Source organism: Quadrisphaera sp. KR29, assembly GCF_052644995.1.
The window spans coordinates 54,332-78,864 of the sequence record NZ_JBQXXG010000013.1 but is presented as its reverse complement, the minus strand read 5'-3'; the positions used below and the strand labels follow the sequence as shown (position 1 = coordinate 78,864).

The 24,533-nt window shown below is 76.3% G+C and carries 21 protein-coding genes; 9 read left to right on the top strand and 12 right to left on the bottom strand.

Annotated elements, in window-relative coordinates:
* Window positions 1–32 precede the first annotated feature (32 nt).
* Entirely contained in the window at window positions 33–626 is a 594-nt protein-coding gene (locus tag ACUN9U_RS12930; RefSeq protein WP_445485405.1) for a hypothetical protein, read from the bottom strand.
* 158 nt (window positions 627–784) lie between these two features.
* Between ACUN9U_RS12930 and ACUN9U_RS12925 the strand changes: the two genes are divergently transcribed.
* From ACUN9U_RS12925 to katG, 3 genes are all read left to right on the top strand, one after another.
* A complete protein-coding gene (locus tag ACUN9U_RS12925) occupies window positions 785–3,721 on the top strand; it encodes an FAD-binding and (Fe-S)-binding domain-containing protein (protein ID WP_445485404.1) in 2,937 nt (978 codons plus the stop codon).
* Window positions 3,722–3,796: 75 nt separating this feature from the next.
* On the top strand, window positions 3,797–4,276 hold the full coding sequence (locus tag ACUN9U_RS12920; RefSeq protein WP_445485403.1) for a Fur family transcriptional regulator: 480 nt from the start codon (window positions 3,797–3,799) through the stop codon (window positions 4,274–4,276).
* Entirely contained in the window at window positions 4,269–6,494 is a 2,226-nt protein-coding gene (gene katG / locus ACUN9U_RS12915; RefSeq protein ID WP_445485402.1) for a catalase/peroxidase HPI, read from the top strand. Before ACUN9U_RS12920 ends, katG begins: the two co-directional genes overlap by 8 nt.
* A gap of 112 nt (window positions 6,495–6,606) precedes the next feature.
* Here the strand turns inward: katG and ACUN9U_RS12910 are convergent, their stop codons facing one another.
* The 3 genes from ACUN9U_RS12910 to ACUN9U_RS12900 all read right to left on the bottom strand — a co-directional run bounded on the left by ACUN9U_RS12910 (window position 6,607) and on the right by ACUN9U_RS12900 (window position 8,703).
* A complete protein-coding gene (locus tag ACUN9U_RS12910) occupies window positions 6,607–7,218 on the bottom strand; it encodes a GAF and ANTAR domain-containing protein (RefSeq protein ID WP_445485401.1) in 612 nt (203 codons plus the stop codon).
* Between the two features lie 68 nt (window positions 7,219–7,286).
* Window positions 7,287–7,754: an SRPBCC family protein gene (locus tag ACUN9U_RS12905; protein WP_445485400.1), complete on the bottom strand. Its 468-nt coding sequence runs from the start codon at window positions 7,752–7,754 to the stop codon at window positions 7,287–7,289.
* 31 nt (window positions 7,755–7,785) lie between these two features.
* Complete coding sequence (locus ACUN9U_RS12900) at window positions 7,786–8,703, bottom strand: manganese catalase family protein (protein WP_445485399.1); 918 nt, start codon at window positions 8,701–8,703, stop codon at window positions 7,786–7,788.
* Between the two features lie 310 nt (window positions 8,704–9,013).
* On the opposite strand from ACUN9U_RS12900, the gene ACUN9U_RS12895 reads away from it, so the two are divergent.
* Window positions 9,014–9,922 (top strand): HDOD domain-containing protein, encoded by a 909-nt coding sequence (locus ACUN9U_RS12895; protein WP_445485398.1) that lies wholly within the window; start codon window positions 9,014–9,016, stop codon window positions 9,920–9,922.
* 58 nt (window positions 9,923–9,980) lie between these two features.
* Window positions 9,981–12,704: a phosphoenolpyruvate carboxylase gene (gene ppc / locus ACUN9U_RS12890; protein WP_445485397.1), complete on the top strand. Its 2,724-nt coding sequence runs from the start codon at window positions 9,981–9,983 to the stop codon at window positions 12,702–12,704.
* A 9-nt stretch (window positions 12,705–12,713) separates the two neighbouring features.
* Here ppc and ACUN9U_RS12885 read toward each other — a convergent pair whose 3' ends face one another.
* Complete coding sequence (locus tag ACUN9U_RS12885; protein ID WP_445485396.1) at window positions 12,714–13,202, bottom strand: Lrp/AsnC family transcriptional regulator; 489 nt, start codon at window positions 13,200–13,202, stop codon at window positions 12,714–12,716.
* Between the two features lie 118 nt (window positions 13,203–13,320).
* Between ACUN9U_RS12885 and ald the strand changes: the two genes are divergently transcribed.
* From ald to ACUN9U_RS12870, 3 genes are all read left to right on the top strand, one after another.
* Window positions 13,321–14,451, top strand: a complete 1,131-nt coding sequence (gene ald / locus ACUN9U_RS12880) for an alanine dehydrogenase (protein ID WP_445485395.1) — start codon at window positions 13,321–13,323, stop codon at window positions 14,449–14,451.
* A 78-nt stretch (window positions 14,452–14,529) separates the two neighbouring features.
* A complete protein-coding gene (locus ACUN9U_RS12875) occupies window positions 14,530–16,017 on the top strand; it encodes a PP2C family protein-serine/threonine phosphatase (RefSeq protein ID WP_445485394.1) in 1,488 nt (495 codons plus the stop codon).
* A 236-nt stretch (window positions 16,018–16,253) separates the two neighbouring features.
* Window positions 16,254–16,964 (top strand): GAF and ANTAR domain-containing protein, encoded by a 711-nt coding sequence (locus tag ACUN9U_RS12870; RefSeq protein ID WP_445485393.1) that lies wholly within the window; start codon window positions 16,254–16,256, stop codon window positions 16,962–16,964.
* A gap of 183 nt (window positions 16,965–17,147) precedes the next feature.
* Here the strand turns inward: ACUN9U_RS12870 and ACUN9U_RS12865 are convergent, their stop codons facing one another.
* The 7 genes from ACUN9U_RS12865 to ACUN9U_RS12835 form a co-directional block, all read right to left on the bottom strand.
* Entirely contained in the window at window positions 17,148–18,260 is a 1,113-nt protein-coding gene (locus tag ACUN9U_RS12865; protein WP_445485392.1) for a hemolysin family protein, read from the bottom strand.
* The gene (locus ACUN9U_RS12860) at window positions 18,257–19,651 is read right to left on the bottom strand and encodes a hemolysin family protein (protein ID WP_445485391.1); all 1,395 of its coding nucleotides are present in this window, start codon (window positions 19,649–19,651) and stop codon (window positions 18,257–18,259) included. The genes ACUN9U_RS12865 and ACUN9U_RS12860 overlap by 4 nt, the downstream gene beginning before the upstream one ends.
* A 12-nt stretch (window positions 19,652–19,663) precedes the next feature.
* A complete protein-coding gene (locus ACUN9U_RS12855) occupies window positions 19,664–20,509 on the bottom strand; it encodes a putative protein N(5)-glutamine methyltransferase (RefSeq protein ID WP_445485390.1) in 846 nt (281 codons plus the stop codon).
* The gene (locus ACUN9U_RS12850) at window positions 20,506–21,426 is read right to left on the bottom strand and encodes a metal ABC transporter permease (protein WP_445485389.1); all 921 of its coding nucleotides are present in this window, start codon (window positions 21,424–21,426) and stop codon (window positions 20,506–20,508) included. Before ACUN9U_RS12850 ends, ACUN9U_RS12855 begins: the two co-directional genes overlap by 4 nt.
* On the bottom strand, window positions 21,423–22,265 hold the full coding sequence (locus tag ACUN9U_RS12845) for a metal ABC transporter ATP-binding protein (protein WP_445485388.1): 843 nt from the start codon (window positions 22,263–22,265) through the stop codon (window positions 21,423–21,425). The genes ACUN9U_RS12850 and ACUN9U_RS12845 overlap by 4 nt, the downstream gene beginning before the upstream one ends.
* Window positions 22,266–22,270: 5 nt before the next feature.
* Window positions 22,271–23,326: a metal ABC transporter solute-binding protein, Zn/Mn family gene (locus ACUN9U_RS12840; RefSeq protein ID WP_445485387.1), complete on the bottom strand. Its 1,056-nt coding sequence runs from the start codon at window positions 23,324–23,326 to the stop codon at window positions 22,271–22,273.
* 111 nt (window positions 23,327–23,437) lie between these two features.
* Window positions 23,438–23,863 carry a Fur family transcriptional regulator gene (locus ACUN9U_RS12835; RefSeq protein ID WP_445485386.1) on the bottom strand — a complete coding sequence of 142 codons (426 nt, stop codon included), beginning with the start codon at window positions 23,861–23,863 and terminating at the stop codon, window positions 23,438–23,440.
* Window positions 23,864–24,000: 137 nt separating this feature from the next.
* Here ACUN9U_RS12835 and ACUN9U_RS12830 point away from each other — a divergent pair, with 137 nt between their 5' ends.
* Window positions 24,001–24,282, top strand: coding sequence for a GlsB/YeaQ/YmgE family stress response membrane protein (locus ACUN9U_RS12830; RefSeq protein WP_445485385.1), 282 nt, complete (start codon window positions 24,001–24,003; stop codon window positions 24,280–24,282).
* Window positions 24,283–24,533 lie beyond the last annotated feature (251 nt).

Genomic DNA, 24,533 nt, shown 5'->3' with positions numbered 1-24,533 from the left:
ACCCGGCCGAGCACACCCGGCGCGGCGGCCGCTCAGTCGGCGTCGACCAGCGCGGCCGTCGAGGGCTGGGCGCGCAGCGCCTCCCGCCGCGCGGCGACGGTGCTCGGCTCCCACCGGGGGACGCCGTCGAGGAGCTCGTAGCCGTCGTGCACCCCGCCCTGCGCGTCGACCCACCGGACGAGCGCCGGACCGTCCCCCGGTGCCTCGTGGACGAAGAAGGCGCCCTCGACGAAGCCGTCAGGGGTCGCGAAGAGCTCCGTGCTCACCGGCACCCGGTGGCGCAGCCGCACCGCCTCCACCGCGGCGCCGTAGCGGGCGCGGGCGCGCCGCACCACCGGCCCGGCACCGGGCTGCGCGGCGGTGCTGGTCGCCAGCACCTCCCCGGCCATCCCCACCCAGTAGCGCGGGTGGGAGTGGTCGTCGCGGACGTCGACGTAGTTGGCGCCGGGCGCCCTGCCGTCCGGGTGCGGCTCCAGGGGAGCGTCCGCCGGCACGTCGGGCAGGGCGTGGACGCGCCGCACCGCCTCGGCCGCCATGCGCGCCGACAGCTCCTGCGGGTCGCGCGGCGCCGTGGGCACGCCCAGGGTCGCCGCCGGCTCCAGCGCGGTCCCGGGCGCGTCGCTCACGGTGATCATGGTAGGGGCGCGCGGCGGCGCCGAGGAAGGGCGCCGCGCGTCTCCCGTGCGGGGGTCCGGCCGCCGGTGGTGGATGCTGGGCGGACGGCGAGGGGGCCGACGCGGCGCAGCCGGCGCCGCGCGTCCCCGCCCACCACCGGAGGTGGCGCGTGACCAGCCCGACCCGACCCGCCGCCGCGCACCCGGACCGGCCGCCCCTGCGCGGCCCGGCGCTCCCGACCACCCCGCTGGAGGCGGTGGAGGGCGCGGAGGTGTGGGCCGAGGGCGTCACCGCGAGCCGGCGCCAGCTCGACCGCCGCGCCCGCGCCCACGACGCCTCGCACTACCTGCTCGTGCCGCAGGTGGTCGCGACCGCCCGCGACGCCGCCGGGGTGGCCGCGGCGATGGCGCGCGCCAGCGCCCTGGGGCTGGGCGTCACCTTCCGCTCGGGCGGGACCAGCCTGTCGGGCCAGGCGGTCACCGGTGGTCTGCTGCTCGACGTGCGCGCCGGCTTCCGCGGGGTGCAGGTCGGACCCGGCGGGCTCACCGTGCGCGCGCAGCCGGGGGCGACGGTGCGCGAGGTCAACGCCCGCCTCGCCCCGCACCGGCGCGCGCTGGGCCCCGACCCCGCCAGCGAGGTCGCCTGCACGGTGGGCGGGGTGGTGGCCAACAACTCCAGCGGGATGGCCTGCGGCACCACCGCCAACGCCTACCGGACGCTGCGGGCGATGGTGGTGGTGCTGGCCGACGGCACCGTGGTGGACTCCTCCGCCCCCGACGCCGACGAGCGGCTGCTGCGGGAGCGGCCGGACGTGCACCGGGGCCTGACGGCCCTGCGGGAGCGGCTCCTGGCCGACCCCGAGGCCGTGGCCGAGGTGCGCCGGCAGTCCTCGATGAAGAACACCATGGGCTACGGCCTGGACGCCCTGCTCGACCACTCCTCGCCCGTGCAGGTGCTCACCCACCTGCTGGTGGGCAGCGAGGGCACGCTCGGCTTCATCGCCGAGGTGACCCTCGACACCGTCCCGGTGCACCCCCACGCCGCCACCGGCCTGCTCGTCTTCGCCGACCTGAGCGGCGCCACCGCGGCCCTGCCGGCCCTCGTGCGGGCGGGGGTGGCGACCGCGGAGCTCATGGACGCCGCCTCCCTCGCGGTGGCGCAGGGGCTGGCCGACGTCCCGCCGGAAATCGCCGCCGTCGACGTCGACGGCCACGCGGCGCTCCTGGTCGAGCTGCAGGCCGCCACGCCCGAGGCCCTGGAGGCCGGCCGGGCCGCGCTCGCGCCCGTCCTGGAGGCCCTGCCGCTGGTGAGCCGGGCACCTCTGACCTCCGACCCCGCGCAGCGCGCCGCGCTCTGGCACGTCCGCAAGGGCCTCTACACGGCGGTGGCCGGTGCGCGCCCCTCGGGCACGACAGCTCTGCTGGAGGACGTCGTCGTCCCCGTCGAGGCGCTGCTGCAGACCTGCCGCGGCCTGACGCGCCTCCTGGACGAGCACGGGTACGACGGCTCGGTGGTCTTCGGCCACGCCAAGGACGGCAACCTGCACTTCCTGGTCAACGAGCGCTTCGACGATCCCGCCGGCCTGGCCCGCCACGAGGCCTTCACCGCCGACCTGGTCGACCTCGTGCTCGGCGCGGGCGGGTCGCTGAAGGCCGAGCACGGCACCGGGAGGATCATGGCGCCGTTCGTGCGGCGCCAGTACGGCCCCTTCCTGCACGACCTCATGGTCGAGGTCAAGAGGCTCCTGGACCCCGGCGGCCTGCTCAACCCCGGCGTCGTCATCGAGGACGACCCCGGGGCCTGGCTGCGCCACCTCAAGACGGTGCCCACCGTGGAGGAGGAGGTCGACACCTGCGTGGAGTGCGGGTACTGCGAGCCCGCCTGCCCCAGCAAGGACCTCACCCTGACCCCGCGCCAGCGCATCGTGCTGCGGCGGGAGGCCGCGGCGGCCCGCGCGGCCGGCGACCACGCGCTCGCGGCGGAGCTGGAGGCCGACTACGAGCACGCCGGGGTGCAGACCTGCGCCGTCGACGGGCTATGCGCGCAGGCCTGCCCCGTGGGCATCAACACCGGGGACCTCGTGCGCCGCCTGCGCGCCGAGCGGGTCCCTCCCGCCCTGGACCGCGCCTGGGCGGGTGCGGCCCGGCACTGGGGCGCGGCCACGCGCGCCGGCGGCGCCGCCCTGTCGGCAGCCGCGCTGCTGCCCGCGCCGCTCGTGCGGGCCGCCACCGGCGCCGCCCGCGCCGTGGCCGGCCCCGACCTGGTGCCCTCCTACCAGCCGGAGCTGCCCCGCGGTGGCCGCGCGCGCCCCTCGCTGCGGGACCCGGGGCGGGCCGAGCGCGCCGAGGCCGTGCTCTTCGCCTCCTGCACCGGCGCCCTGTTCGGGCCCACCGCGGGCGCACCCGCCCGTCCCGCGGAGCCGGGCGGCGGCGCAGCGCAGGCCTTCGCGGCGCTGGCCGAGCGGGCGGGCCTGGTGCTGGTGACGCCCGAGGGGATGGGCTCGCTGTGCTGCGGCACCCCGTGGTCGTCGAAGGGGCTGCGCAGCGGGTACGAGGCGGTGGCCACCGCGGTGGCGCCCGCCCTCGTGCGGGCCAGCCGCGGCGGTGAGCTGCCCGTGGTCTGCGAGGCCGCCTCGTGCGCCGAGGGCCTGCAGAAGCTGCTGGCCTCGCCCGCCGCGGCGCGGGCCGTGCGCGCGGCGACGGGAGGGCCCGTGCCTCCGGTGCGCGTGGTCGACGCCGTGCAGCTCACCGCCGACCTCCTGCTGGAGCGGCTCCCGGTGCGGCGCCGGCTGGGGTCGGTGGCCGTCCACCCCACCTGCGCGACGACGGCGCTGGGCAGCACGGCGGCGCTCGTCGCCGTCGCCGGGCACGTGGCCCGCGAGGTCGTCGTGCCGACGGCCTGGGGGTGCTGCGGCTACGCGGGGGACCGCGGGCTGCTGCACCCGGAGCTGACGGCCAGCGCCACCGCGCGCGAGGCCGAGGAGGTGGGCCAGCGCTCCTTCGACGCCCACTGCTCGGCCAACCGCACCTGCGAGCTGGCGATGACGCGGGCCACCGGCAGGCCCTACCAGCACGTGCTGGAGCTGCTCGATGCCGCGACCCGCTGAGCGGCGGGCGGGTGCACGGCCGGGGGAGGGCCCTCTCTTCTTGACCGGTTCAAGTCCAGCAGCCAGGATCGAGGGGTGAGCCAGCCCGACCGCGAGCGCGAGCTGCGCGCGGCGGGGCTGCGCGTCACGCGGCCCCGCCTGGCCGTGCTGGACGCCGTGCACGCGCACCCCCACGCCACCACCGACGCGGTGATCGCCGCGGCGCGCACCCGGACGCCCTCGCTGTCGCACCAGGCCGTCTACGACGTGCTGCGCGTGCTCACCGACAGCGGCCTGGTGCGCCGCATCCAGCCGCGCGGCTCCCTGGCCCGCTACGAGGCGCGGGTCGGGGACAACCACCACCACGAGGTCTGCCGGCGCTGCGGCTCCATCAGCGACGTCGACTGCACGGCAGGACGCGCGCCCTGCCTGGCCACCGGCGCCCAGGACGGCTTCGTCGTCGACGAGGCCGAGATCACCTTCTGGGGCCTGTGCGCCGCGTGCGCCGCCGGCCCGGCCCCAGCCGAGACCACCCCCGAGCAAGTGCCCGCCACCAGAGAGGCAGACCGTGACTGACATCGCCCACGAGAAGGCGACCACCGCGAGCACCGTCGAGAGCGAGAACCCGGCGATCAAGCCGCCGACCCCGGCGGTCGACCACCCCCGCCGGGTGCAGGACTGGTGGCCCGAGCAGGTCGACCTGTCGGTGCTCAACAAGACGGCGCGCGAGTCCGACCCGCTGGGAGAGGACTTCGACTACGCCGCGGAGTTCGCGAAGCTGGACGTCGCCGAGGTCAAGCGCGACCTCGCCGAGCTCATGAAGTCCTCCCAGGACTGGTGGCCGGCGGACTGGGGCCACTACGGCCCGCTGTTCATCCGCATGTCCTGGCACGCGGCGGGCACCTACCGCATCGCCGACGGGCGCGGCGGCGGCGGCCAGGGCGCGCAGCGCTTCGCCCCGCTCAACAGCTGGCCCGACAACGCCAACCTCGACAAGGCCCGCCGGCTGCTGCTCCCCATCAAGCAGAAGTACGGCCGCAAGCTGTCCTGGGCCGACCTGCTGGTGCTGGCCGGCAACGTCGCCCACGACGACATGGGCCTGCCCACCTTCGGCTTCGCCTTCGGCCGCCGCGACACCTGGCAGCCCGAGGAGGTCTTCTGGGGCCCGGAGGACTCCTTCCTCACCAACGACCGCTACTCCGGCCCCGACGCCCCGCTCGACCTGGAGCAGGGCGACCTCGCCGCCGTGACCATGGGCCTGATCTACGTCAACCCCGAGGGCCCGCAGGGCCGGCCCGACCCGCTCGGCTCGGCCCACGACATCCGCGTGACCTTCGGGCGGATGGGGATGGACGACGTCGAGACCGTCGCGCTCATCGCCGGCGGCCACACGTTCGGCAAGGTGCACGGCGCGGGCGACCCCGAGCTCGTCGGTCCCGAGCCCGAGGGCTGCCCGGTGCACGGCAACGGCCTGGGCTGGAAGAACCAGTTCGGCACCGGCAAGGGCGCCGACACCACCACCAGCGGCCTGGAGGGCGCCTGGACGCCCACGCCGACGCAGTGGGACAGCTCCTACCTGGACACGATGTTCAGCTACGAGTGGGAGCTGACCACCAGCCCCGCCGGCGCCAAGCAGTGGCGCCCGAAGGACGGCGCCGCTGCCGACCTCGTGCCGGACGCGCACGTCGAGGGCAAGAAGAACCCGCCGGTGATGCTCACCAGCGACCTCGCGCTGCTCGCCGACCCGGCCTACCACGAGATCATGGTCAGGTTCCGCGACGACCACGCGTACTTCGCCGACCAGTACGCCCGCGCCTGGTTCAAGCTGCTCCACCGCGACATGGGCCCGCGCGCCCGCTACCTCGGCCCGGACGTGCCCGCCGAGGAGCTCATCTGGCAGGACCCGGTCCCCGCGGTGGACCACGAGCTGGTCACCGACGCGCAGGTCGCCGACCTCAAGGCGCGCCTGCTCGGCTCCGGGCTCACGGTCTCCCAGCTGGTGCACACCGCCTGGTCGGCCGCGGCGTCCTACCGCGACACCGACAAGCGCGGCGGCGCCAACGGCGCCCGCATCCGCCTGGAGCCGCAGGTCGGCTGGGCCGTGAACGAGGGCGTGCGCGAGGTGCTGCCGGTGCTCGAGCGCGTGCGCGAGGAGTTCCAGCAGGCCACCGGCGCGAGGGTGTCCCTGGCCGACGTCATCGTGCTCGGCGGCACCGCCGCGGTGGAGAAGGCGGCTGCCGACGCCGGCGCGCCGGTGTCCGTGGGCTTCACCCCGGGGCGCACCGACGCCAGCCAGGAGCAGACGGACGTGGAGAACTTCCGCTGGCTCGAGCCGAAGGCCGACGGCTTCCGCAGCTGGGTCGACCCGCGCACCAAGGCCCACGCCGAGCACCTCCTGGTCGACCGGGCGTACATGCTCGACCTCACGGCCAAGGAGATGACGGTGCTCGTGGGCGGGCTGCGCGTGCTGGGCGCCAACACCGGCGGCACCCGCCACGGCGTCTTCACCGACAGGGTGGGCGTGCTCTCGCAGGACTTCTTCACCACCCTGCTCGACCTGGGCGTGCAGTGGCGCACCTCGCAGGACGCCGAGGGCGTCTACGAGGGCGTCGGCGCCGACGGCTCCGTGGTGCGCACCGCCACCGCCGCCGACCTCGTCTTCGGGTCGCACTCCGTGCTGCGCGGCATCGTCGAGGTCTACTCCTCCGACGACGCCGCGGAGCTGTTCACCCGCGACTTCGCGAAGGCCTGGCAGAAGGTCATGGAGCTGGACCGCTTCGACCTGCACGCCTGAGCCCCAGCAGCTCCAGCACCGCGCCCCGGCCGCCCGGCCGGGGCGCGGTGCTCGTGTGCGCCGCGAGGCGGCGCGGACGCGGCTGCCCGAGCGCGCCCACCGGCCCCGGGCCTCACCCGTCCAGGTCGAGCGCGGCGACGCCGAGGCGGCCGGCCACCACGTCGGCGGCGACGTCCTGGATCGTCGTGCCCGCCGCGAAGGCGTGGGCGCGCAGCCGTGCCAGCGCACCGGCCTCGTCCACCCCGAGCCGGACGCGCAGCATCCCCACCAGCACCGGGACGTCGTCGCGGGCGACGTCGCCGAGGAGGTCCCCGCGCGAGGAGCGGGCCAGCAGCAGCCGCACCAGCACGTCCGCCAGGCGCTGCAGCACCAGCACCTGGGGGGCGGTGAAGGGCCGCACCCTGTCGCGCCCGATCACGAGCACCCCGAGGACGCGGCCGAGCGGGTCCGGGCCCACCAGCGGCAGGGACGCCGTCGAGCGGACCGGGAAGGAGCTGCTCGCGGTGCTCAGCAGCAGCTGCCACGGACCCGTCGCGGTGCGCAGGTCGTCCACGAGCACGGGCACCCGGCGCTGCAGCGCGTCGCGGCTGGGTCCCTGGACCAGGCTCTCCTGGAAGTGCTCGTAGCGCTGCAGCGCCAGGTCCGAGCCGGCCAGCGGCAGGCGGCGCTCGTCGTCCACGGCCACCGACACGGCGGCGCGGTCCCACCCGACCACCGGCTCCACCGCGGCGCACAGCGACAGCTCGGGGGACGTGGCGCCGCGGTGGGCCGGGCCACCGCGGCGCCCCTCGCTCAGGGCGCTCCCGCCCGCTGGCCGCCGGCAGCGGTGCCCCGCCCCAGCGCCAGCCCCTCGAGGCGCGCCAGCGTCTCGGTGTTGCGGGCCTTGATCAGCGGCGCCCGCAGGGGCCGGGGCACCAGGCGCCCCGGCCCCTCGACGGCGTCCTCGGACAGGCGCACCAGCGTGCCCCCGTCGCGACCGAGCAGCTCGAAGACGACCCGCGCCCCGCCCAGGGGCCAGCTGCGCGCGGTGAGCACCAGCCGGTGCGGGGCGTCCGCCTCCTCGCTGGTGGTGCTGCCGCGGCGCAGCAGCGGCCACGCGCCCACCACCGGGTGGATGCGCGTGCCCGGCCGGGGCCAGCCGGGGTCGACCCGGCGCACGTGCGCGGTGCCCACCACGAAGTCGGCGTAGCCCCAGCCGTCGGCGAGCTGCTGCCACACGGCCTCGGGCGGCGCCGCGACCCAGCGCTCCTGGACGCTCACCCCGGCCTCCTCCCGTCGGTCCCGCGGCCGGTCAGGTCAGCGCGTCCTTGATCTTGGTCGCGACGTTCTTGGTGCCCTGCACCCGTGCCCCGGCGGCGTCGCCCGGGGTCCCTGCGCCCTGGTCGCCGTCGTAGGTCGAGAACAGCTTCGGGTCCGGCGGGGGCAGCAGGCCGTCGTCGTCGGTGAGGAACGGGGGCTCGGCGAGGTACTGGATCGGCTCGTCGCCCACGAGGGCCGGGCCGGAGGCCCAGCGGCCCTCGCCGGCCTTGCTCTCGTCCAGGGAGAAGGACCAGAAGGTGTGGTTCTGCTGCTGGTCCTCCTCGCTGGCGCGGGAGTCCTCCAGCACGTCGGCCAGCCCGTCGTCGACCAGGTTCTGGATGCCGAGCAGCCACTGCTGCTGGTGGAAGGTGTCGCGGGCCAGGTTGAACTGCAGCATCTCCTTGACGCCCGGGTCGTCGGTCATGCCGTAGATGCGGGAGGTCTGCAGCCGGCTCTGGGCCTCGGCGGCCACGTTGGAGCGGAAGTCGGCCAGGAGGTTGCCGGAGGCGACGATGTAGCCGGCGTTCCACGGCACGCCCTGGCTGTTGAACGGCAGCGCACCGCCGCCGGCGATGATCGCGTGCTGCGGGTTCTGCCCGCCGATCACCGCGGCGAGCACCGGGTTGGTGGCCACGGCCTTCTCGGTGACCTCAGCCGGGGCGCCCTCCAGGAGGCGGGCGACCATGGTGGACAGCATCTCCACGTGACCGATCTCCTCGGTCCCGATGTCCATGATCATGTCCTTGTACTTGCCGGGCATGCGGCAGTTGAAGCCCTGGAACAGGTACTGCATCATCACGGTCATCTCGCCGAACTGGCCGCCGATGAGCTCCTGCACCTTCATCGCGAACAGGGCGTCGGGCTTCTCCGGCTTGGCGGAGAACTGCAGCTGGTGGGAGTAGCGGAACACGGGTCCCCCTCAGGGCGGGTGGCCCGCGCAGCGACGACGGCTGCGAGCACCCGGCGGACGGGCTGCGGCGGATCGTGGCGGCCGTGGTGTCGACCGCTGACGACGCTAGGGCGGTGCGCCCGCCCCCGCACCCCCGCAGCCCGCAGCGCGCCGGTGGGTGCCGGTGCGCGCCGGTGCGTCAAGAGCGCGCCCGGGGCGCCGATGGAGGGGTGTGCGCTGCACCCGCGGCGCCACCGCTCGCGGGGAGGACGGCGATGCGCGGCAGCGACCAGCGGCGGCACGCCCGGCCGCGGCCCGGGGAGGTGGACCGGTGAGCGGGCCGGGGGAGCAGCCCGACGAGGTCGACGAGGCCGACGAGCTCGATGACGTCGACGAGGTCGACGAGGTGGAGCGCGCCGAGGTCGCGCTGGCGGCGCTGGTCGGCGTCGTCGACCAGCTGGCCTCGCGACGGCCGGTCGCCGCGCGCCTGGTCGCGATGACCGGCGACAGCTCGGTGGGGTCCGCCGAGCTCGCCGCGGTCCTCGTCAGCGACCTCGCGCTGACCGCCCGGGTCACCCGCCTGGCCAACAGCACCTTCTACGGGCTGAGCGGCCGGGTGCGCACCGTGCCGTTCGCGGTCACGGTGGTGGGCTTCGCCGCCGTCCGCGCGATGGCCGCCACGGCCGCCGCCGGCGCGGGCACCGACGGGGTGCTGCCCGAGGACGTGTGGGCGCGCTCGGAGGCCGCGGCCCTGGCCTGCGGCGAGCTGGCGCCGCTGTTCGGCGTCCCCGCCGCCGACGCGTTCTGCCTGGGCCTGCTCGCCGGGCTGGGGCGGGCGGTGCTGGCCCACCACGACCCCGCCGCCTGCCGGGCGGTGCTGCAGGACGCCGGCGTGCGACGCGGCGGGCGCCGGGCGCTGGTGGCCGCCGAGCGGGCGGCGCACGGCGTCTGCCACACCGAGGTCTCCGCGGCGGCGCTGGCGGCCTGGCACTTCCCGGCCGACCTCACCGGGGCGCTGCAGGCCGTCGACGCACCGCCGGCCGCGGGCGTGCGGCCCACGCCCTGGTCGCGCTGCCTGGCCAGCGCGCTGGAGGCCGTCGAGCGCGCGGCCTCACCCGGCGCTGAGCAGCAGGACGCCGGGCGCCTGTCCGGCGGGGCGGTGGACGAGCAGCGCCTGTCGGCGCTCGCCGCGCGCCTGGTCCTCCCGCCCCCGCCGCCCGTGCAGCCCCCGCCCGCCTGAGCCCGCTGATCCGCACCCCGGGGCCCCGCGCGCGCGACGCAGCGGCCACGATGTGCCCATGACCACCAGGCCGGACGCCGACTCCACCCCCGGGCCCGCGCTCGACGCGCTGCGCCGCGACATCCGCCTCGTGACCACCCTGCTCGGGGAGGCGCTGGTGCGCCACGAGGGCCGCGAGCTGCTCGACCTCGTCGAGCGGGTGCGCGCCCACGCCAAGGAGCACACCCTCACCGAGCTGCCCGGCTTCGACCTCGAGACGGTCACGCGCCTGGTGCGCGCCTTCACCGCGTACTTCCACCTGGCCAACACCACCGAGCAGGTCCACCGCGGGCGCGCGATGCGCGCGGAGCAGGACGCCGCGGGCGGCTGGCTGCAGCAGGCCCTGGCCCGCATCGCCGACGCCGGCGTGGACGCCGCCGAGCTCACCGCGATCATGGAGGACGTCGCGGTGAGGCCGGTCTTCACCGCGCACCCCACCGAGGTCGCCCGCCGCTCGACGATCGACAAGCTGCGCCGCGTGGCCTCCCTGCTGGAGGAGCCCGACAGCCCCCGCCGGACCCGCCGCCTGGCCGAGGCGGTGGAGCTGCTGTGGCTCACCGACGAGCTGCGCGTGGAGCCGCCCGAGCCCATCGACGAGGCGCGCAACGTCATCTACTACCTCGAGGGGCTCTCCCGGGCGGCGCTGCCCGACGTGCTGGAGGAGCTGCGCGACCGGCTGGCCGAGCACGGTGTCGCGCTGCCACCCGCCGTCAGCCCGCTGCGCTTCGGCTCCTGGGTCGGCGGGGACCGCGACGGCAACCCCTTCGTGACCCCGCAGACCACGCGCGACGTGCTGGTCCTGCAGGCCCGCCACGGCATCCACACGCTGCGCGCCGCGGTCGACGAGCTGCGCCGGGACCTGTCCGTCAGCCAGGCCGTCAGCCCGGTCTCCCCGGCGCTCGCGGCGCGCACCGAGGAGCTCATCGCCGCCCTGCCCGAGGTGGAGCCGCGCTACCGCCGGCTCAACGTGCAGGAGCCCTACCGCCTCTTCCTCACCTGCGTCGACGTCCGGCTCGCCCTCACCGAGCAGCGCGTCGTCGCCGGCACCGCCCCGGAGCCGGGGCGCAGCTACGCCGACGACGCCGAGCTGCTGTCCGACCTGCTGCTGCTGCACGCGTCGGTGGCCGAGCACCAGAAGGGGCTGGTCGCCTCCGGCGGGGTCGAGCGCCTCGTGCGCACGGTCGCCGCGACGGGCCTGGTGCTGGCCACCCTCGACGTGCGCGAGCACTCCGCCAAGCACCACGTCGCGGTGGGCGCCCTGCTGGACCGCCTCGCCGGCCGCGCCGGCGAGCTGGAGCGCCCCTACGGCGAGCTCAGCCAGCCCGAGCGGCTCCGGGTCCTGTCGGCGGAGCTGGCCTCGGCCCGCCCGCTGGCGCGGGCGCCGCTGCCCCTGGAGGGCGAGGCGGCGACCACCGCGGGCGCCTTCGACGCCATCCGCTGGGCCCAGGACTCCCTGGGACGGCGGGTGGTGGAGAGCTACATCATCTCGATGACCCACGACGCCGACGACGTCTTCGCCGCAGTGGTGCTGGCCCGCGAGGCCGGTCTGGTCGACCTGCCCTCGGGTGTGGCCCGGCTCGACTTCGTCCCCCTGCTCGAGACCGTCGTGGAGCTGCAGCAGACCGAGCGCATCCTCACCGCGCTGCTGTCCGACCCCTCCTACCGCGAGCTGGTGCGCCTGCGCGGCGACGTGCAGGAGGTGATGCTCGGGTACTCCGACTCCAACAAGGCCGGCGGCATCGCCGCCTCGCAGTGGCAGATCCAGCTGGCCCAGCGCAGGGCCCGCGACGTCGCCCGCCGCTTCGGGGTCAGGCTGCGCTTCTTCCACGGCCGCGGCGGCTCGGTGGGCCGCGGCGGAGGCCCCACCTACGACGCGATCATGGCGCTGCCCTCGGGCACCGTCGACGGCGAGGTGAAGATCACCGAGCAGGGCGAGGTCATCAGCGACAAGTACGCGCTCCCCCAGCTCGCCCGGCAGAACCTCGAGCTGACCCTGGCCGCGACCATCGAGGCGAGCGTGCTGCACCGCACCGACCGGCGCACTCAAGAGCAGGGCGAGCGCTGGGACGCGCTGGTCGACAGGTTCGCCAGCGCCGCCCACGACAGGTACCGGGCCCTGGTCGAGGCCGACGGCCTGACCCAGTACTTCCTCACCGCCACGCCCGTGGACCTCCTCGGGGCGCTCAACGTCGGCTCCCGCCCGGCCAAGCGGCCCGGCGGCGGCGGCATCGAGGACCTGCGCGCCATCCCCTGGGTCTTCGGGTGGACCCAGTCCCGCCAGATCGTGCCCGGGTGGTTCGGCGTCGGCTCCGGGCTGCGGGCCGTGGTGGAGCAGGACCCGGGGGCGCAGGACGTGCTGCGGGAGATGTACGACCAGTGGCGCTTCTTCCGGACCTTCCTGGGCAACGTGTCCATGACGCTGGTCAAGACCGACCTGGAGATCGCCGCGGCCTACGTGGAGCTGGCGCCCGAGCCGCTGCGCGGCCTGCTCGACGTGGTGCGCGAGGAGTTCGAGCTGACCGTGTCCCAGGTGCTCGCCGTCACCGGCGACGGCGCGCTGCTCGACAGGGAGCCGGCGCTGCGCACCACGCTGGAGGTGCGCGACAACTACCTGGAGCCGCTGCACCACCTGCAGACCGAGCTGCTGGGCCGCTACCGGCGCGGGGAGACCGGCCCGGGCCTGCAGCGCGCGCTGCTGCTGACGATCAACGGCATCGCCGCGGGGATGCGCAACACCGGCTGAGCAGCGCGCTCACTCCCGCGGCACCGCTGAGCCGGTGCCGCGGGTGTGCTCGAAGATGATGCTCGTGCGGGTGGAGGAGACCTCCGGCCGCGTGGACAGGCCGTCGGCCACCAGGTCGCGCAGCGCCGCGGAGTCCGCCGTCGCCACGTGGAGGAGGAAGTCCTCCTCACCGCCCAGGAAGAAGACGCTGAGCACGCCGGGCAGCGCCCTGACGTGCTCGGTGAACTCCCGCAGCCGGCCCCGGGCGCCCCCGTGCAGGCGGACCGCCACCATCGCCTGCAGCGCGGCGCCGACCGCGTCCAGGTCCACCGCGGCGTGGTAGCCGGTGATGACGCCGCGCCGCTCCAGCTCGCGCAGGCGCACGGACGCCGTGGAGGGGGCCACTCCCGCCCGGCGGGCCAGCTCGGCCCCGGGGGTGCGGGCGTCGCGGCGCAGGGCCTCGACGATCGTCCGGTCCACGTCGGTCAGGGCGGTGCTGGGTCGACGGTCCTTCGGCACACGGCCATCATGGCGACGATCCGTCACGACCTCTGGCGCCACCCCGTGCATCCTGCGACGTTGCAGGGCAGCAGCGGTGCCGAGCTGGTCGGCGCCGGCGAGCCCCTGGAGGTCCGGCGTGCCGTCTCGGCTGGTGGTGGGTGTCCCCACGGAGGTCAAGGACAACGAGAACCGCGTCGCGCTGCAGCCCGACGGCGCCGCCGAGCTGGTCCACCACGGGCACCGCGTGCTCGTCCAGGCCGGCGCAGGGGCCGGCTCGCGCTTCAGCGACGAGGAGTTCACCGCCGCCGGCGCCGAGGTGGTGGCCGACGCCGAAGCGGTCTTCGCCGCCGCGGACCTCATCGTCAAGGTCAAAGAGCCGGTCGCCGAGGAGCACCACCGCTTCCGCGAGGGCCAGCAGCTGTTCACCTACCTGCACGCCGCGGCGGACAGGTCGCTGACGGACTTCCTGCTCGAGCGCCGCATCGACGCCATCGCCTACGAGACCGTGCAGACCCCCGACGGGCGCCTGCCGCTGCTGACCCCCATGAGCGAGGTCGCGGGCCGCATGGCCGTGCAGGCCGCGGCCCACCACCTCGAGAGCCCCGCGGGAGGCGCCGGGCTGCTGCTCGGCGGGGTGCCCGGCACCCCCGCCGCGAAGGTGACCATCATCGGCGGCGGGGTCTCCGGCACCGAGGCGGCCAAGATCGCGGTGGGCATGCGCGCCATCGTGCGGGTCTTCGACACCAACCCCTCGCGCCTGGCGTACCTGTCCGACGTCTTCGAGGGGCGGCTCGACCTCGTCACGCCCAACCGCGCACGGCTGGCCCAGTACGTGGCCGAGTCCGACGTCCTCATCGGCGCCGTGCTGGTGCCGGGCGCCAAGGCCCCCAAGCTGGTCAGCCGCGAGATGATCGCCTCGATGCGCCCCGGCAGCGTCGCCGTCGACATCGCCATCGACCAGGGCGGCTGCTTCGAGACCAGCCGGCCCACCACCCACGCGCACCCCACCTACGTCGAGGAGGGCGTCGTCCACTACTGCGTCGCCAACATCCCCGGCGCCGTGGCCCGCACCTCCACCCTCGCGCTCACCTCGGCCACCCTGCCGCACCTCGTCACGGTCGCCGACCTCGGTGTGCGCGGGGCGGCCGGGGCCTCCCCGGCGCTGGCCAAGGGCCTGACCACCCTCGGCGGCCAGCTCGTCAGCGGACCGGTGGCGGCGGCCCACGGGCTGCCGCTGGCGGACGCGGCGGCGCTGCTGGCGGCCTGAGGACCGGCCCGGCGCAGCGGGACGGCCCGGGCCGGCGCCCTGCGCGCTGGCCCGGGCCGTCCCCTCTAGCCTGGGCCGGTGCCGACCGACCGCGCAGGGCTGCTCGCGTGGGCCCAGCGCTGGTCCGTCAGCCCCGCGGCCGTCGAGGCCGTGCTCGACAGGATCACCGCCGGACCCGCGGTGCCCCCCTTCACGGGGATGGCCGACGGCGTGCGCCGCGAGCTGGTCAGGCTCCCGCTGGCCGCCCTGTCCCAGCTGCGCGACCTCACCGACACCACACCGGTGGCCCACCGCGACCGCTCGGCGGTGCCCGGGCGCGCCCCCGCCGCCGCGTGGTCGGTGCTGGACGCCGTCGACCAGGCGGTGTGCGTGGCCGACGTGCGCGCCCCCGACCAGCCCATCGTCTACGTCAACCCCGCCTTCACCCGCACCACCGGGTACACCGAGGACGAGGTGCTGGGGCGCAACTGCCGCTTCCTGCACGAGGGCCTGCTCGACCCCTCCGCCGACGCCGACCTCGAGGCCCTCGGCACCAGCTCGGCGGAGGTCGCCGCCGCCGTGCAGCGGATCCGCGACCTGCTGGCCGCCGGCGAGGCGGGCGAGGTGGTGCTGGTCAACCGCCGGGCCGACGGCCGGCTCTTCGTCAACGAGCTCGCCCTGTCGCCGGTCGCGGGCGCCGACGGCGCGCCCCTCCACTACGTGGCGGTCCAGCGCGACATGACGCCGTACGCGACCGTCCGGCGGGCGCGCGCGGCCCTCGCCGACGAGCTCGACCAGACCGCGCGCGCGGTCCAGGCCAGCCTGGTCCCCAGCGCGCTGCCCGCGCTGCCCGGCTGGCGCGTGGCCACCGGCTACCAGCCCGCCACCCGCGCCGACGGCCGCCGCGGGGCCGTCAGCGGTGACTTCTTCGACGTCTTCGCCGGGCCCGCCGGTGCGGGCGGCGCGTGGTACGTGGTCATCGGCGACGTCTCGGGCCGCGGGCCGCGGGCCGCGGCGAGCACCAGCGCACTGCGGTGGGCGCTGCGTGGCGCGGCCACCACGCACGGCGAGCCCGCCGCGCTGCTCACCGCCGCCGCCGGCGCCGTGCACGAGGCCCTCGAGGACAGGTTCGCCACCGTGGCGGCGCTCACCCTGCCGGTCGAGGAGCCGGACGGGCGCCCCGGCGGCGCGAGCGGTGGGCCCGCTGCGGTCGTGCTGGCGCTGGCCGGCCACCCGCAGCCGGTGCTGCTGCCGGCACGGGGAGCGCCGCGCCTCGTGGGCCGCCCCGGCACGCTGCTGGGGCCCTTCGCCGAGGTCGAGGTGTCACAGGTGGAGGTGGAGCTGGGCTCCGGCGACCAGCTGGTGCTCTACACGGACGGCGTCACCGAGGCCACCGACCGCAGCGGGCGCCAGCTCGAGGAGCAGGGGCTGCTGGACGTGCTGGCCGGGCTCGACGAGCACGACCGCACCCGACCGGACGCCGCCCAGCGGACCGTGGCCGCCGTCACCGCCGCCGTGACCGAGCACGTCGCCGGCGGACCCGTCGACGACCTGACGCTCCTCGTCGTAGCCCGCCCGGCCCCCTGACCGCGGCCCCCGTGCGGCTCGGCAGTGTCAGGACGAGGTTCAGGGTCAGGTCCTGGAGGCCGGATCCGGCCTCCAGGACCTGACGGTGCGCGGCGTCCACGGGGGTCCAGGCGGGAGGCTGCTCGCGCCCGGGGCGGTGGCGAGGCGCTGGCCGCGCCGGGTGGGGAGGTGCCCCACTAGATTGGGCGACCGCTCGGCCAACGGGGCGGGCGCAGCGTGGAGAACCAGGAGCACCCATGTCGGTCGACGTCGCCTACGCCGAGCTGGGGAGGATCCTCCTCGACAGGACGCCGCTGAACGCCGTCCTCCAGCGCGTGGCGGAGCTGGCGCGCGACTGCGTGCCGGGAGCCGACGAGGCCTCCGTGACGGTGGTGCAGGGCAAGCGCGCCACCTCCGTCGCTTTCACCGGCAGCCTGGCCGTCCAGCTCGACGAGCGCCAGTACGAGCTGGGCTTCGGGCCGTGCATGGACGCGGCGATGTCGGGGCAGACCATCGCCATCGCCGACACCGGCGCGGGCGACGAGGCCTACCCGGGCTACTCCGAGGTCGCAGCCCGCGCCGGGGTGCGCGCCGCCCTGTCGGTGGGCCTGGCCGTGCCCGGGCGCACCGTCGGCGCCCTGAACCTCTACGACACCCACGGGGAGAGCGTTCTGGGCGAGCGCTCCCGGGAGGTCGCGGCGGTCTTCGCCGGCCACGCCGCCATCGCCCTGACCAACGCGATGGCGGTGGAGAGCACCCGGGAGCTGGCCGAGCAGCTGCAGCGCGCCATGGTCTCCCGGGCCGTGATCGAGCAGGCCAAGGGCGTCATCGCGGTGCAGCGGGGGGTGACGCCGGAGCAGGCGTTCGCTCTGCTGTCGCGCCGCTCCCAGGACTCCAACCGCAAGCTGGCCGAGCTGGCCGGCGAGGTGGTCGAGGCGGTCACCGAGGGGCGCGACACCGGCTGGTGAGGCGCGCTCTCAGCGGCGGCGGGGGCGGGCCTCCACGAGCAGGCGGCGCTCGATCATGTCCAGGAGGAACACGAGCGCCGCGACGAAGGGCAGGAGTCCGAGGGCGAGGAGCACGCCCCCACGGTCCCCCACGCGCCCGGCGTCCCCGCGGCGACACGCCGAGCCGGGACGGGCGCCGCGCCGTCAGCGCGCGCCGCGTGTGGCCCGTGTGACAGCGGCCGCGGCGGCTGCGGCGGTGCCGCTCCCGGACGCCGCGGGGCGCGCGGCAGCGCCGGCGCGCACCTCGCCGACGAGCTCCTCGAGCACGTCCTCCAGCGTCGCGACCCCGAGCAGGCCGCCGTCGGCCCCCTCCACCCGCGCGAGGTGGGCGCCGCTCTCCTGCATCCGGCGCAGCACCGGCCGCAGCGCGTCGGCGTCGGAGACGGTGGCCAGCTCGCGCACGTAGCGGGAGGGCACCTGGGCGGCGCGCGCCCCCGGGTCGAGGGTCAGCACGTCCTTGACGTGGACGTAGCCGGACAGGCCGCCCTCGCCGTCCTCGAGGGGGAAGCGCGAGAAGCCCGTGCGCGCGGCGGCGTCCTGCACCTGCGCCACGGTGGCCCCCCGCGGCAGCGTCGCCAGCGAGCCCAGCGGCACCACCACGGCCGCCGCGGTGCGGTCGGCGAAGCCGAGCGCGGCCGTGGCCAGCTCCTCCACGTCCTCCTCCAGCAGGCCCTCCGAGCGGGCCTCGGCCACCAGCCCCGCCACCTCCTCGCGGGTGTAGGTGCTGTTCACCTCGTCCTTCGGCTCGACCTTGAACAGCCGCAGCACGTGGTTGGCGAGCCAGTTGGAGACCGCGATGAGGGGTCGCAGCACGGTGGCCAGCGCGCGCAGCGGCGGCGCCAGCAGCAGCGCGGCGCGGTCGGGTCCCGCGAGCGCGAGGTTCTTGGGCACCACCTCACCCAGCACGACGTGCGCGGTGACCACGAGGGCCAGGGCGATGGCGAAGGCCACCGGGTGCACCAGCGCCGCCGGAAGGCCGGCGGCCTCGAAGAGCGGCTCCAGCTGGTGGGCCACCGCCGGCTCCCCGACGGCGCCCAGGCCCAGGGAGCACAGCGTGATGCCCAGCTGCGCGCAGGAGAGCATCGAGGTGACGTCCTCCATGGCGCGCAGGGTGGTGCGCGCGGCGCGGCTGCCCGCGGCCGCGAGCAGCTCCACCGAGGAGCGGCGCGCGGAGATGACGGCGAACTCGGCCCCCACGAAGAAGGCGTTGAGGGCCAGCAGCAGCACCGCCAGGCCGATGGCCAGCCCGTCGCTCACCGCCCGGCCCCCGCGTCGGTCCTCGCGTCGACCTCGCCGGCGGCGACGGGCTCGAGCACCCGCAGGTGGACGCCCTCCAGCCGCAGGCCGTCGCGGGCCTCCACCCGCAGCTCGCACCAGCGCTCGACGGGCAGGCCGTCGTCGTCGGTCTCCCCGGTGGTCACCGGCACGCGCGCCACCTCACCGACCTCCGGCAGGCGGCCCAGGGCGCGCAGCACCAGGCCGGCGACCGTCTCGTAGTCGGGATGCTCGGGCAGCTGCACCCCGGTGCCGGCGGCGACCTCGTCGGGACGCAGCAGCCCGGAGACGAGCCAGCCGCCCTCGCCGTCCTCGCGCACCGCCGAGGTCTCCACGTCGTGCTCGTCCACGACCTCCCCGACGATCTCCTCGACGAGGTCCTCGAAGGTCACCACGCCGGCGAAGCCGCCGTACTCGTCCACGACCACCGCCAGCTGCAGCGGGGAGTCCTTGAGCTGGTCGAGCAGCTCGTCCAGCTCGAGGGTCTCGGGCACCAGCGCCGGCTCCTCGACCACGTCGCGCAGCAGCACCCGCGAGGCCTGCTCCGGCGGCACCATGAGCGCCTGCCGGGCGTGCACGACCCCGAGCACGTCGTCCTGGTCGGCGCCGGTGACGGGGAAGCGGGAGCGGCCGGAGTCGTGCACCGCGGCGACCAGCTCGGTGAGGTCGTCCTCGCCCGACAGCGTGCGCACCCGGATCCGCGGGGTCATGACGTCCACGGCGCGGCGGTCGGAGAAGGCCAGCGTGCGCTGCACCAGCGCCGCGGTCTCCTGCTCCAGGGTGCCCTGCTCCGCGGAGCGGCGGACCAGGGACAGCAGCTCGTCGGCGGAGCGCGCGGAGGCGAGCTCCTCCTGCGGCTCGGTGCGGAACAGCCCGCGCAGCAGGGCGTTGGCCATCCCGTTCAGGAGGCGGATGGGCCAGGCCATGGCCCGCGCGAAGCCGCGGCTGAAGCCCTGCACGGCGTACGCGGTGGCGTAGGGGAGGGAGATGGCGAGGTTCTTGGGCACCAGCTCGCCGAACACCATCGTGCCCAGCGTGGACAGCGCCAGCGCGAGCGCCACGGACGTGGCGGTGGCCGCGCCGCCGCGGACGCCGACGTCCTCCAGCAGGGGCGCCACCAGCCGGCCGATCGCGGGCTCCGCGAGGTAGCCGATGGCGAGGTTGGTGATGGTGATGCCCACCTGCGCGCCGGACAGCTGCGTCGACAGGTTGCGCAGGGCGGCGAGGGTGCCCTGCGCTCGCCGGTCACCGCCCGCCGCGTCGCGCTCGACGGTGGCCCTGTCGACGGTGAGCAGGGAGAACTCGGCGGCCACGAACCCCCCGCAGGCCACGACGAGCGCGGCCGCGGTCAGCAGGAGGAGCAGCTCGGTCACGGTGCCGCCAGGCTAGGCCCTGGCGAGCACGCAGGCGGCCCCCAGGTCGGCGTCGTGCACCACGGCGGCCTCCAGGCCGCCCTGCCGGCAGGCCCGGGCGGTCAGCTCCGCCTGGGGCTCGCTGGTCTCCAGCAGCAGCACCCCTCCCGGCGCCAGCCGGGACCGGGCGCCGGCCGCCACGCGCCGGTGCAGGTCCAGGCCGTCGGCGCCGCCGTCCAGGGCCGCGCGCGGCTCGTGCTCGCGGGCCTCCGGCGGCATGAGCGCGACGCTGGCGGAGGGCACGTACGGGGCGTTGACCACCAGCAGGTCGACCCGCCCGACCACCCCGGCCGGCAGGGCCCCGTAGAGGTCCCCGGTGTGGACGCCCGCTGCGGCCCCGGGGGCGAGCTCGCGCAGGTTCTGGGCGGCGCAGGCCGTGGCCAGCGGGTCGACGTCGGCGGCGTGCAGCCGCACCGCCACCCGCTCGCGGGCCGCGGCCACCGCCAGGGCCGCTCCCAGGGCCCCGGTCCCGCAGCACAGGTCGACGACGACGAGCGGTCCCTCCTGCCCGTCCGCGCGCGCCGCGCGGCCCACCAGCACGGCGAGCCCCTCGCGCACGAGCAGCTCGCTGCGGCGGCGCGGCACGAAGACCCCCGGGGCGGTGCGCACCCGCAGGCCCGCGAAGGCGGCCCAGCCGAGGACCAGCTCCAGCGGCTCGCCGGCCTCGCGCCGGCGCACCCGCGCCTCCAGCTCCGCGGCCGGCAGGCGCTCCTGGAGCAGGAGCGCGGCCTCCTCCTCGGCGAAGACGCAGCCGGCGGCGCGCAGCCGCTCCACCAGAGCCGGCTCGGGCGCAGCGCCCTCCCGCGCGGCGCCGCTCACCCGGGGGCGCCGGCCAGCCCGCCCGGGCCCGCGGGTCCGCTCGCCGCCGCCCCCGGCGACGGGAGGTCCCGTCGCCTGGTCCAGCCGCGGCGCCCGCGCCGCGCGCCCAGCAGGCGGCACACCACGTAGATCGCGAAGGAGACGGTGGTGACGTACGGGCTGATCGGGACCGTGCCGCCCAGGGCCAGGAGGATGCCGCCGACCGCGGAGGCCACCGCGAAGGCGACGGACAGCACCGGGACCCACAGCGGGGAGGCGGAGACCCGCGTGGCGGCAGCAGCGGGGGTGATGAGCAGGGAGAGCACGAGCAGGGCGCCCACCACCTGCACCGCCATCGCCACCGACAGCCCGAGCACCACCATGAAGACCAGCGACAGGGCCCGCACGGGCACGCCGCGGGCTGCGGCGCCGTCGGGGTCGACGCTGGCGAACAGCAGCGGGCGCCACACCACGGCGAGCACGGCCAGCACCACCGCGGAGGTCACGAGCATGGTGGCCAGCCGCGGGTCGTCCACGGCCACCACCTGCCCGGTCAGCAGGCCGAACTTGTTGGCCGAGCGCCCGGGGTACAGGGCCAGGAACAGCACCCCCAGGCCCAGGCCGAAGGGCATCAGGACGCCGATGATGGAGTTCCTGTCGCGGGCGCGGACCCCCAGCACCCCGATGAGCACCGCGGCGACCAGGGAGCCGACCACGGACCCCAGCACGACGTCGAGGCCCACCAGCAGCGCGGCCGCGGCGCCCGCGAAGCTCAGCTCGGAGATGCCGTGCACGGCGAAGGCCATGTCGCGGGCGGCGACGAGCACCCCGACCAGCCCGCCGACCAGGCCCAGGGCGGCGGCCGCCCACAGCGAGTTGGTGACCAGCGGCAGCAGCCGCGAGTAGTCCTCGAAGTTGATCAGCGCGTCCCAGCTCACGCCGCACCCCCCGCGGGAAGGGGCTCGGGGTGGCAGTCGTGGTCGGCGTGGGTCCCCGTGGCGGCGATGAGGACGCGCCCGGCGTGCCGCAGGACCTCCACCCGCGTGCCGTAGAGCTCCGAGAGGGACTCCGAGGTCAGCACCTCCTCGGGCGTCCCGACCCGGTGACCGGCCGGGGCGAGGTAGAGCACCTTGTCGACGACGTCGAGGACGGGGTTGATCTCGTGGGTCACGAAGAGCACGGCCGTCCCGGCGCGGCGACGGGCGTCGATGACGCCCACCACCTCCCGCTGGTGGGCCAGGTCGAGGGAGAGCAGCGGCTCGTCGCACAGCAGCAGCGCGGGGTCGGTGGCCACCGCCTGCGCGATGCGCACGCGCTGCTGCTCCCCGCCCGAGAGCAGCCCCACCGGGACGTCGCCGTAGGCGGTGGCGCCGACGGCGGCGAGGAGCTCGTCCACGCGGGCCCGCACCCGCCGGCTGGGCAGGGGCAGCCCCCAGCGGTGCCCGTCCAGGCCCTGGCGGACGAGGTCGCGGGCGCGCAGCGGCGTCATCGGGTCGATCAGGCGCTGCTGCGGCACGTACCCGATCTCGGGTGAGCCGGTGCGCGGCGGGCGCCCGCCGACGGCCAGGTGTCCGCTGGTCAGCGGCTGCTGGCCCAGGACGGCGCGCACCAGGCTCGTCTTGCCCGAGCCGTTGGGGCCCAGGACGGCGACGAGCTCACCGGGGTGCACCTCCAGGTCGAGCCCCGACCACACCCGGTGCTCGCCGTAGCTCAGGGCCGCTCCGCGCAGGGCCAGCGCGGGGCCCGCCGCCGGGGCGCCGCGCTCGGGCGGGACCACGCCCCTCAGCCCTGGACGGCGGCGCGGATGGCCTCGGCGTTGGCGGTCATCCACTGCGTGTAGTCCTGCCCCTCCGGGAGCGTCTCGGTGACGGGGACCACCGCGGTGCCGGCGGCCTCCGCGGCCCTCAGCACCGCCTCGGTCTCCGCGCCGGCGGTCTGCTCGTTGTACACCAGCGCCGCGACGGCCCCGTCGCCGAAGAGCGCGGTGGTGTCGGCCAGCACCGACGGCGGGACGTCGGTGCCCTCCTCGACGGCCTCGGAGAAGGCCTGCGGGGTCCTCACCACCAGGCCCATGGCCTCGAGCATGCGGTCGGGGACGGGCTCGGTGATCGCCACCCCGGTCCCCGCGGAGCTGGACCTCACCGCGGCCTGCACCTGCTGCACCGCGGCCAGCCCGTCGGCGAAGGCCTCCGCGTTGGCCGCGTACGCGCTCGCGCCCCCGGGGTCGACGGCCGACAGCTGCTCGGCGAGCGCCCGGGCGACCTCCACCGCGGTGGCGACGTCGTACCAGACGTGCTCGTTGAACCCGCCGTGGTCGTGGCCCGCCTCGTCGGCGTGCTCGTCGGCGTGCTCGTCGGCGTGGTCCTCCCCGGCGTGCTCGTCGGCGTGGCCGTGGTCGTCGGCGGCCGCCTCCTGCGAGCCCTCCAGGCCGGAGACCTCCACGGCGTCGACCACCGGCGCCCGCGTGCCCGTGGCCGACAGCAGCTGGGTCATGAAGGGGTCGTAGCCGCCGCCGTTCATGACCACGACCTGCGCGTCCTGGACCAGGAGCTGGTCGCGCGTGGTCACCTCGAAGGAGTGGGGGTCCTGGGCGGGGTCGTCGATGATCGAGGTCACCTCCACGGCGTCACCGCCGACGGCCTGCGCCACGCTGCCCCACACGTCGGTGGAGGCCACCACCGCGACCCGGCCCCCCTCGGCCGGGGAGTCCCCGGCGCCGGCGCTGGCCTGCGCGCCCGAGGAGCTCGCGCCGCCCCCGCAGGCGGACAGGAGCAGCGCGGCGGTGAGCCCGCCGGCGAGGGCCAGCGGGCGGGTGGGGCGGAGCGCGGGGCGGGGCACGGGCCCTCCAGGGCGGTGGTGAGAGTCGGAGTGATAACTCTTCTCACCATAGACGAGCGCGGCGGGCGCTCGTGACCTCCCTGGCGGCCGGTGGCCGGGGACCGGTGGTGCTCAGCGCGCTGCGGCGCAGTCGGCGCAGGTGCCGAAGATCTCCACCACGTGGTCGACGTCGGTGAAGCCGTGCCCGGCGGCGGTCCGGCGCGCCCACGCCTCCACGGCGCTGCCCTCGACCTCCTCGGCGCGCCCGCAGCGGCGGCACACGAGGTGGTGGTGGTGACCGGTGCTGCAGCGCCGGTAGACGGCCTCGCCGTCCTCCCCGGTGCGCAGCACGTCGACCTCGCCGTCCTCCACCAGGGCCTGCAGCGCCCGGTAGACGGTGGCCAGGCCGATGGGGTTGCCCTGCTCGCGCAGGCGCGCGTAGAGGTCCTGCGCGCTGGTGAAGCTCGGCTCGGAGTCGAGCATGGCGGCGACCGCCGCCCGCTGGCGGCCGGTCCGGCGCTGAGCAGGGCGGTTGCGCGGTGGGGCTGCCTCGGTCATCACCGTCCATCATCCCACGCCGCGCTGCGTGACGACCTCCTCCACCCGGCGGCACCGCCGGATCTCGAGATGCCGACCGGCCCCGGCGGCCCTACTGTCGTGCGCGCCAGAAGACCTCTCTCACCAGGGCGGACGTCATGCTCGGAACCATCATCGGCCTCATCGTCATCGGCATCATCGCCGGCTACATCGCGCGCCTCGTCGTGCCCGGCCGCTCCGGCCTGGGCATCGGCGGGACCCTGCTGCTCGGCATCGTGGGCTCCTTCGTCGGCGGCTTCCTGGGCTACCTGCTCTTCGGCCGCAACAGCGGTGGCGACGGCTTCATCCAGCCGTCCAGCTGGATCGGCTCGATCATCGGCGCCATCATCGTCCTGGCGATCTACCAGGCCACCCGCGGCCGCAACCGCACCCGCGCCTGAGAGCACCGCGCACGGCCGGGGTGACCCGGCTCCCGCACCACACAGGGCCGTCGAACCGAGCGCGACCCCTGACCGCAGCCCCACCCGAACGGGTGGGGCTGCGGTCGTCCTAGGAGGGTGCGGGCCCTGAGCGCACCACCTGGGCCCGCCGGGCGCCGATGGATAGCGTGGCGGCCGCGCCGCAGCGGGCCGGCGAGGACGAGCGAGGGGCGTGGGTGGACGTGGTGCAGGCCGAGCGCGGCGAGGAGCTC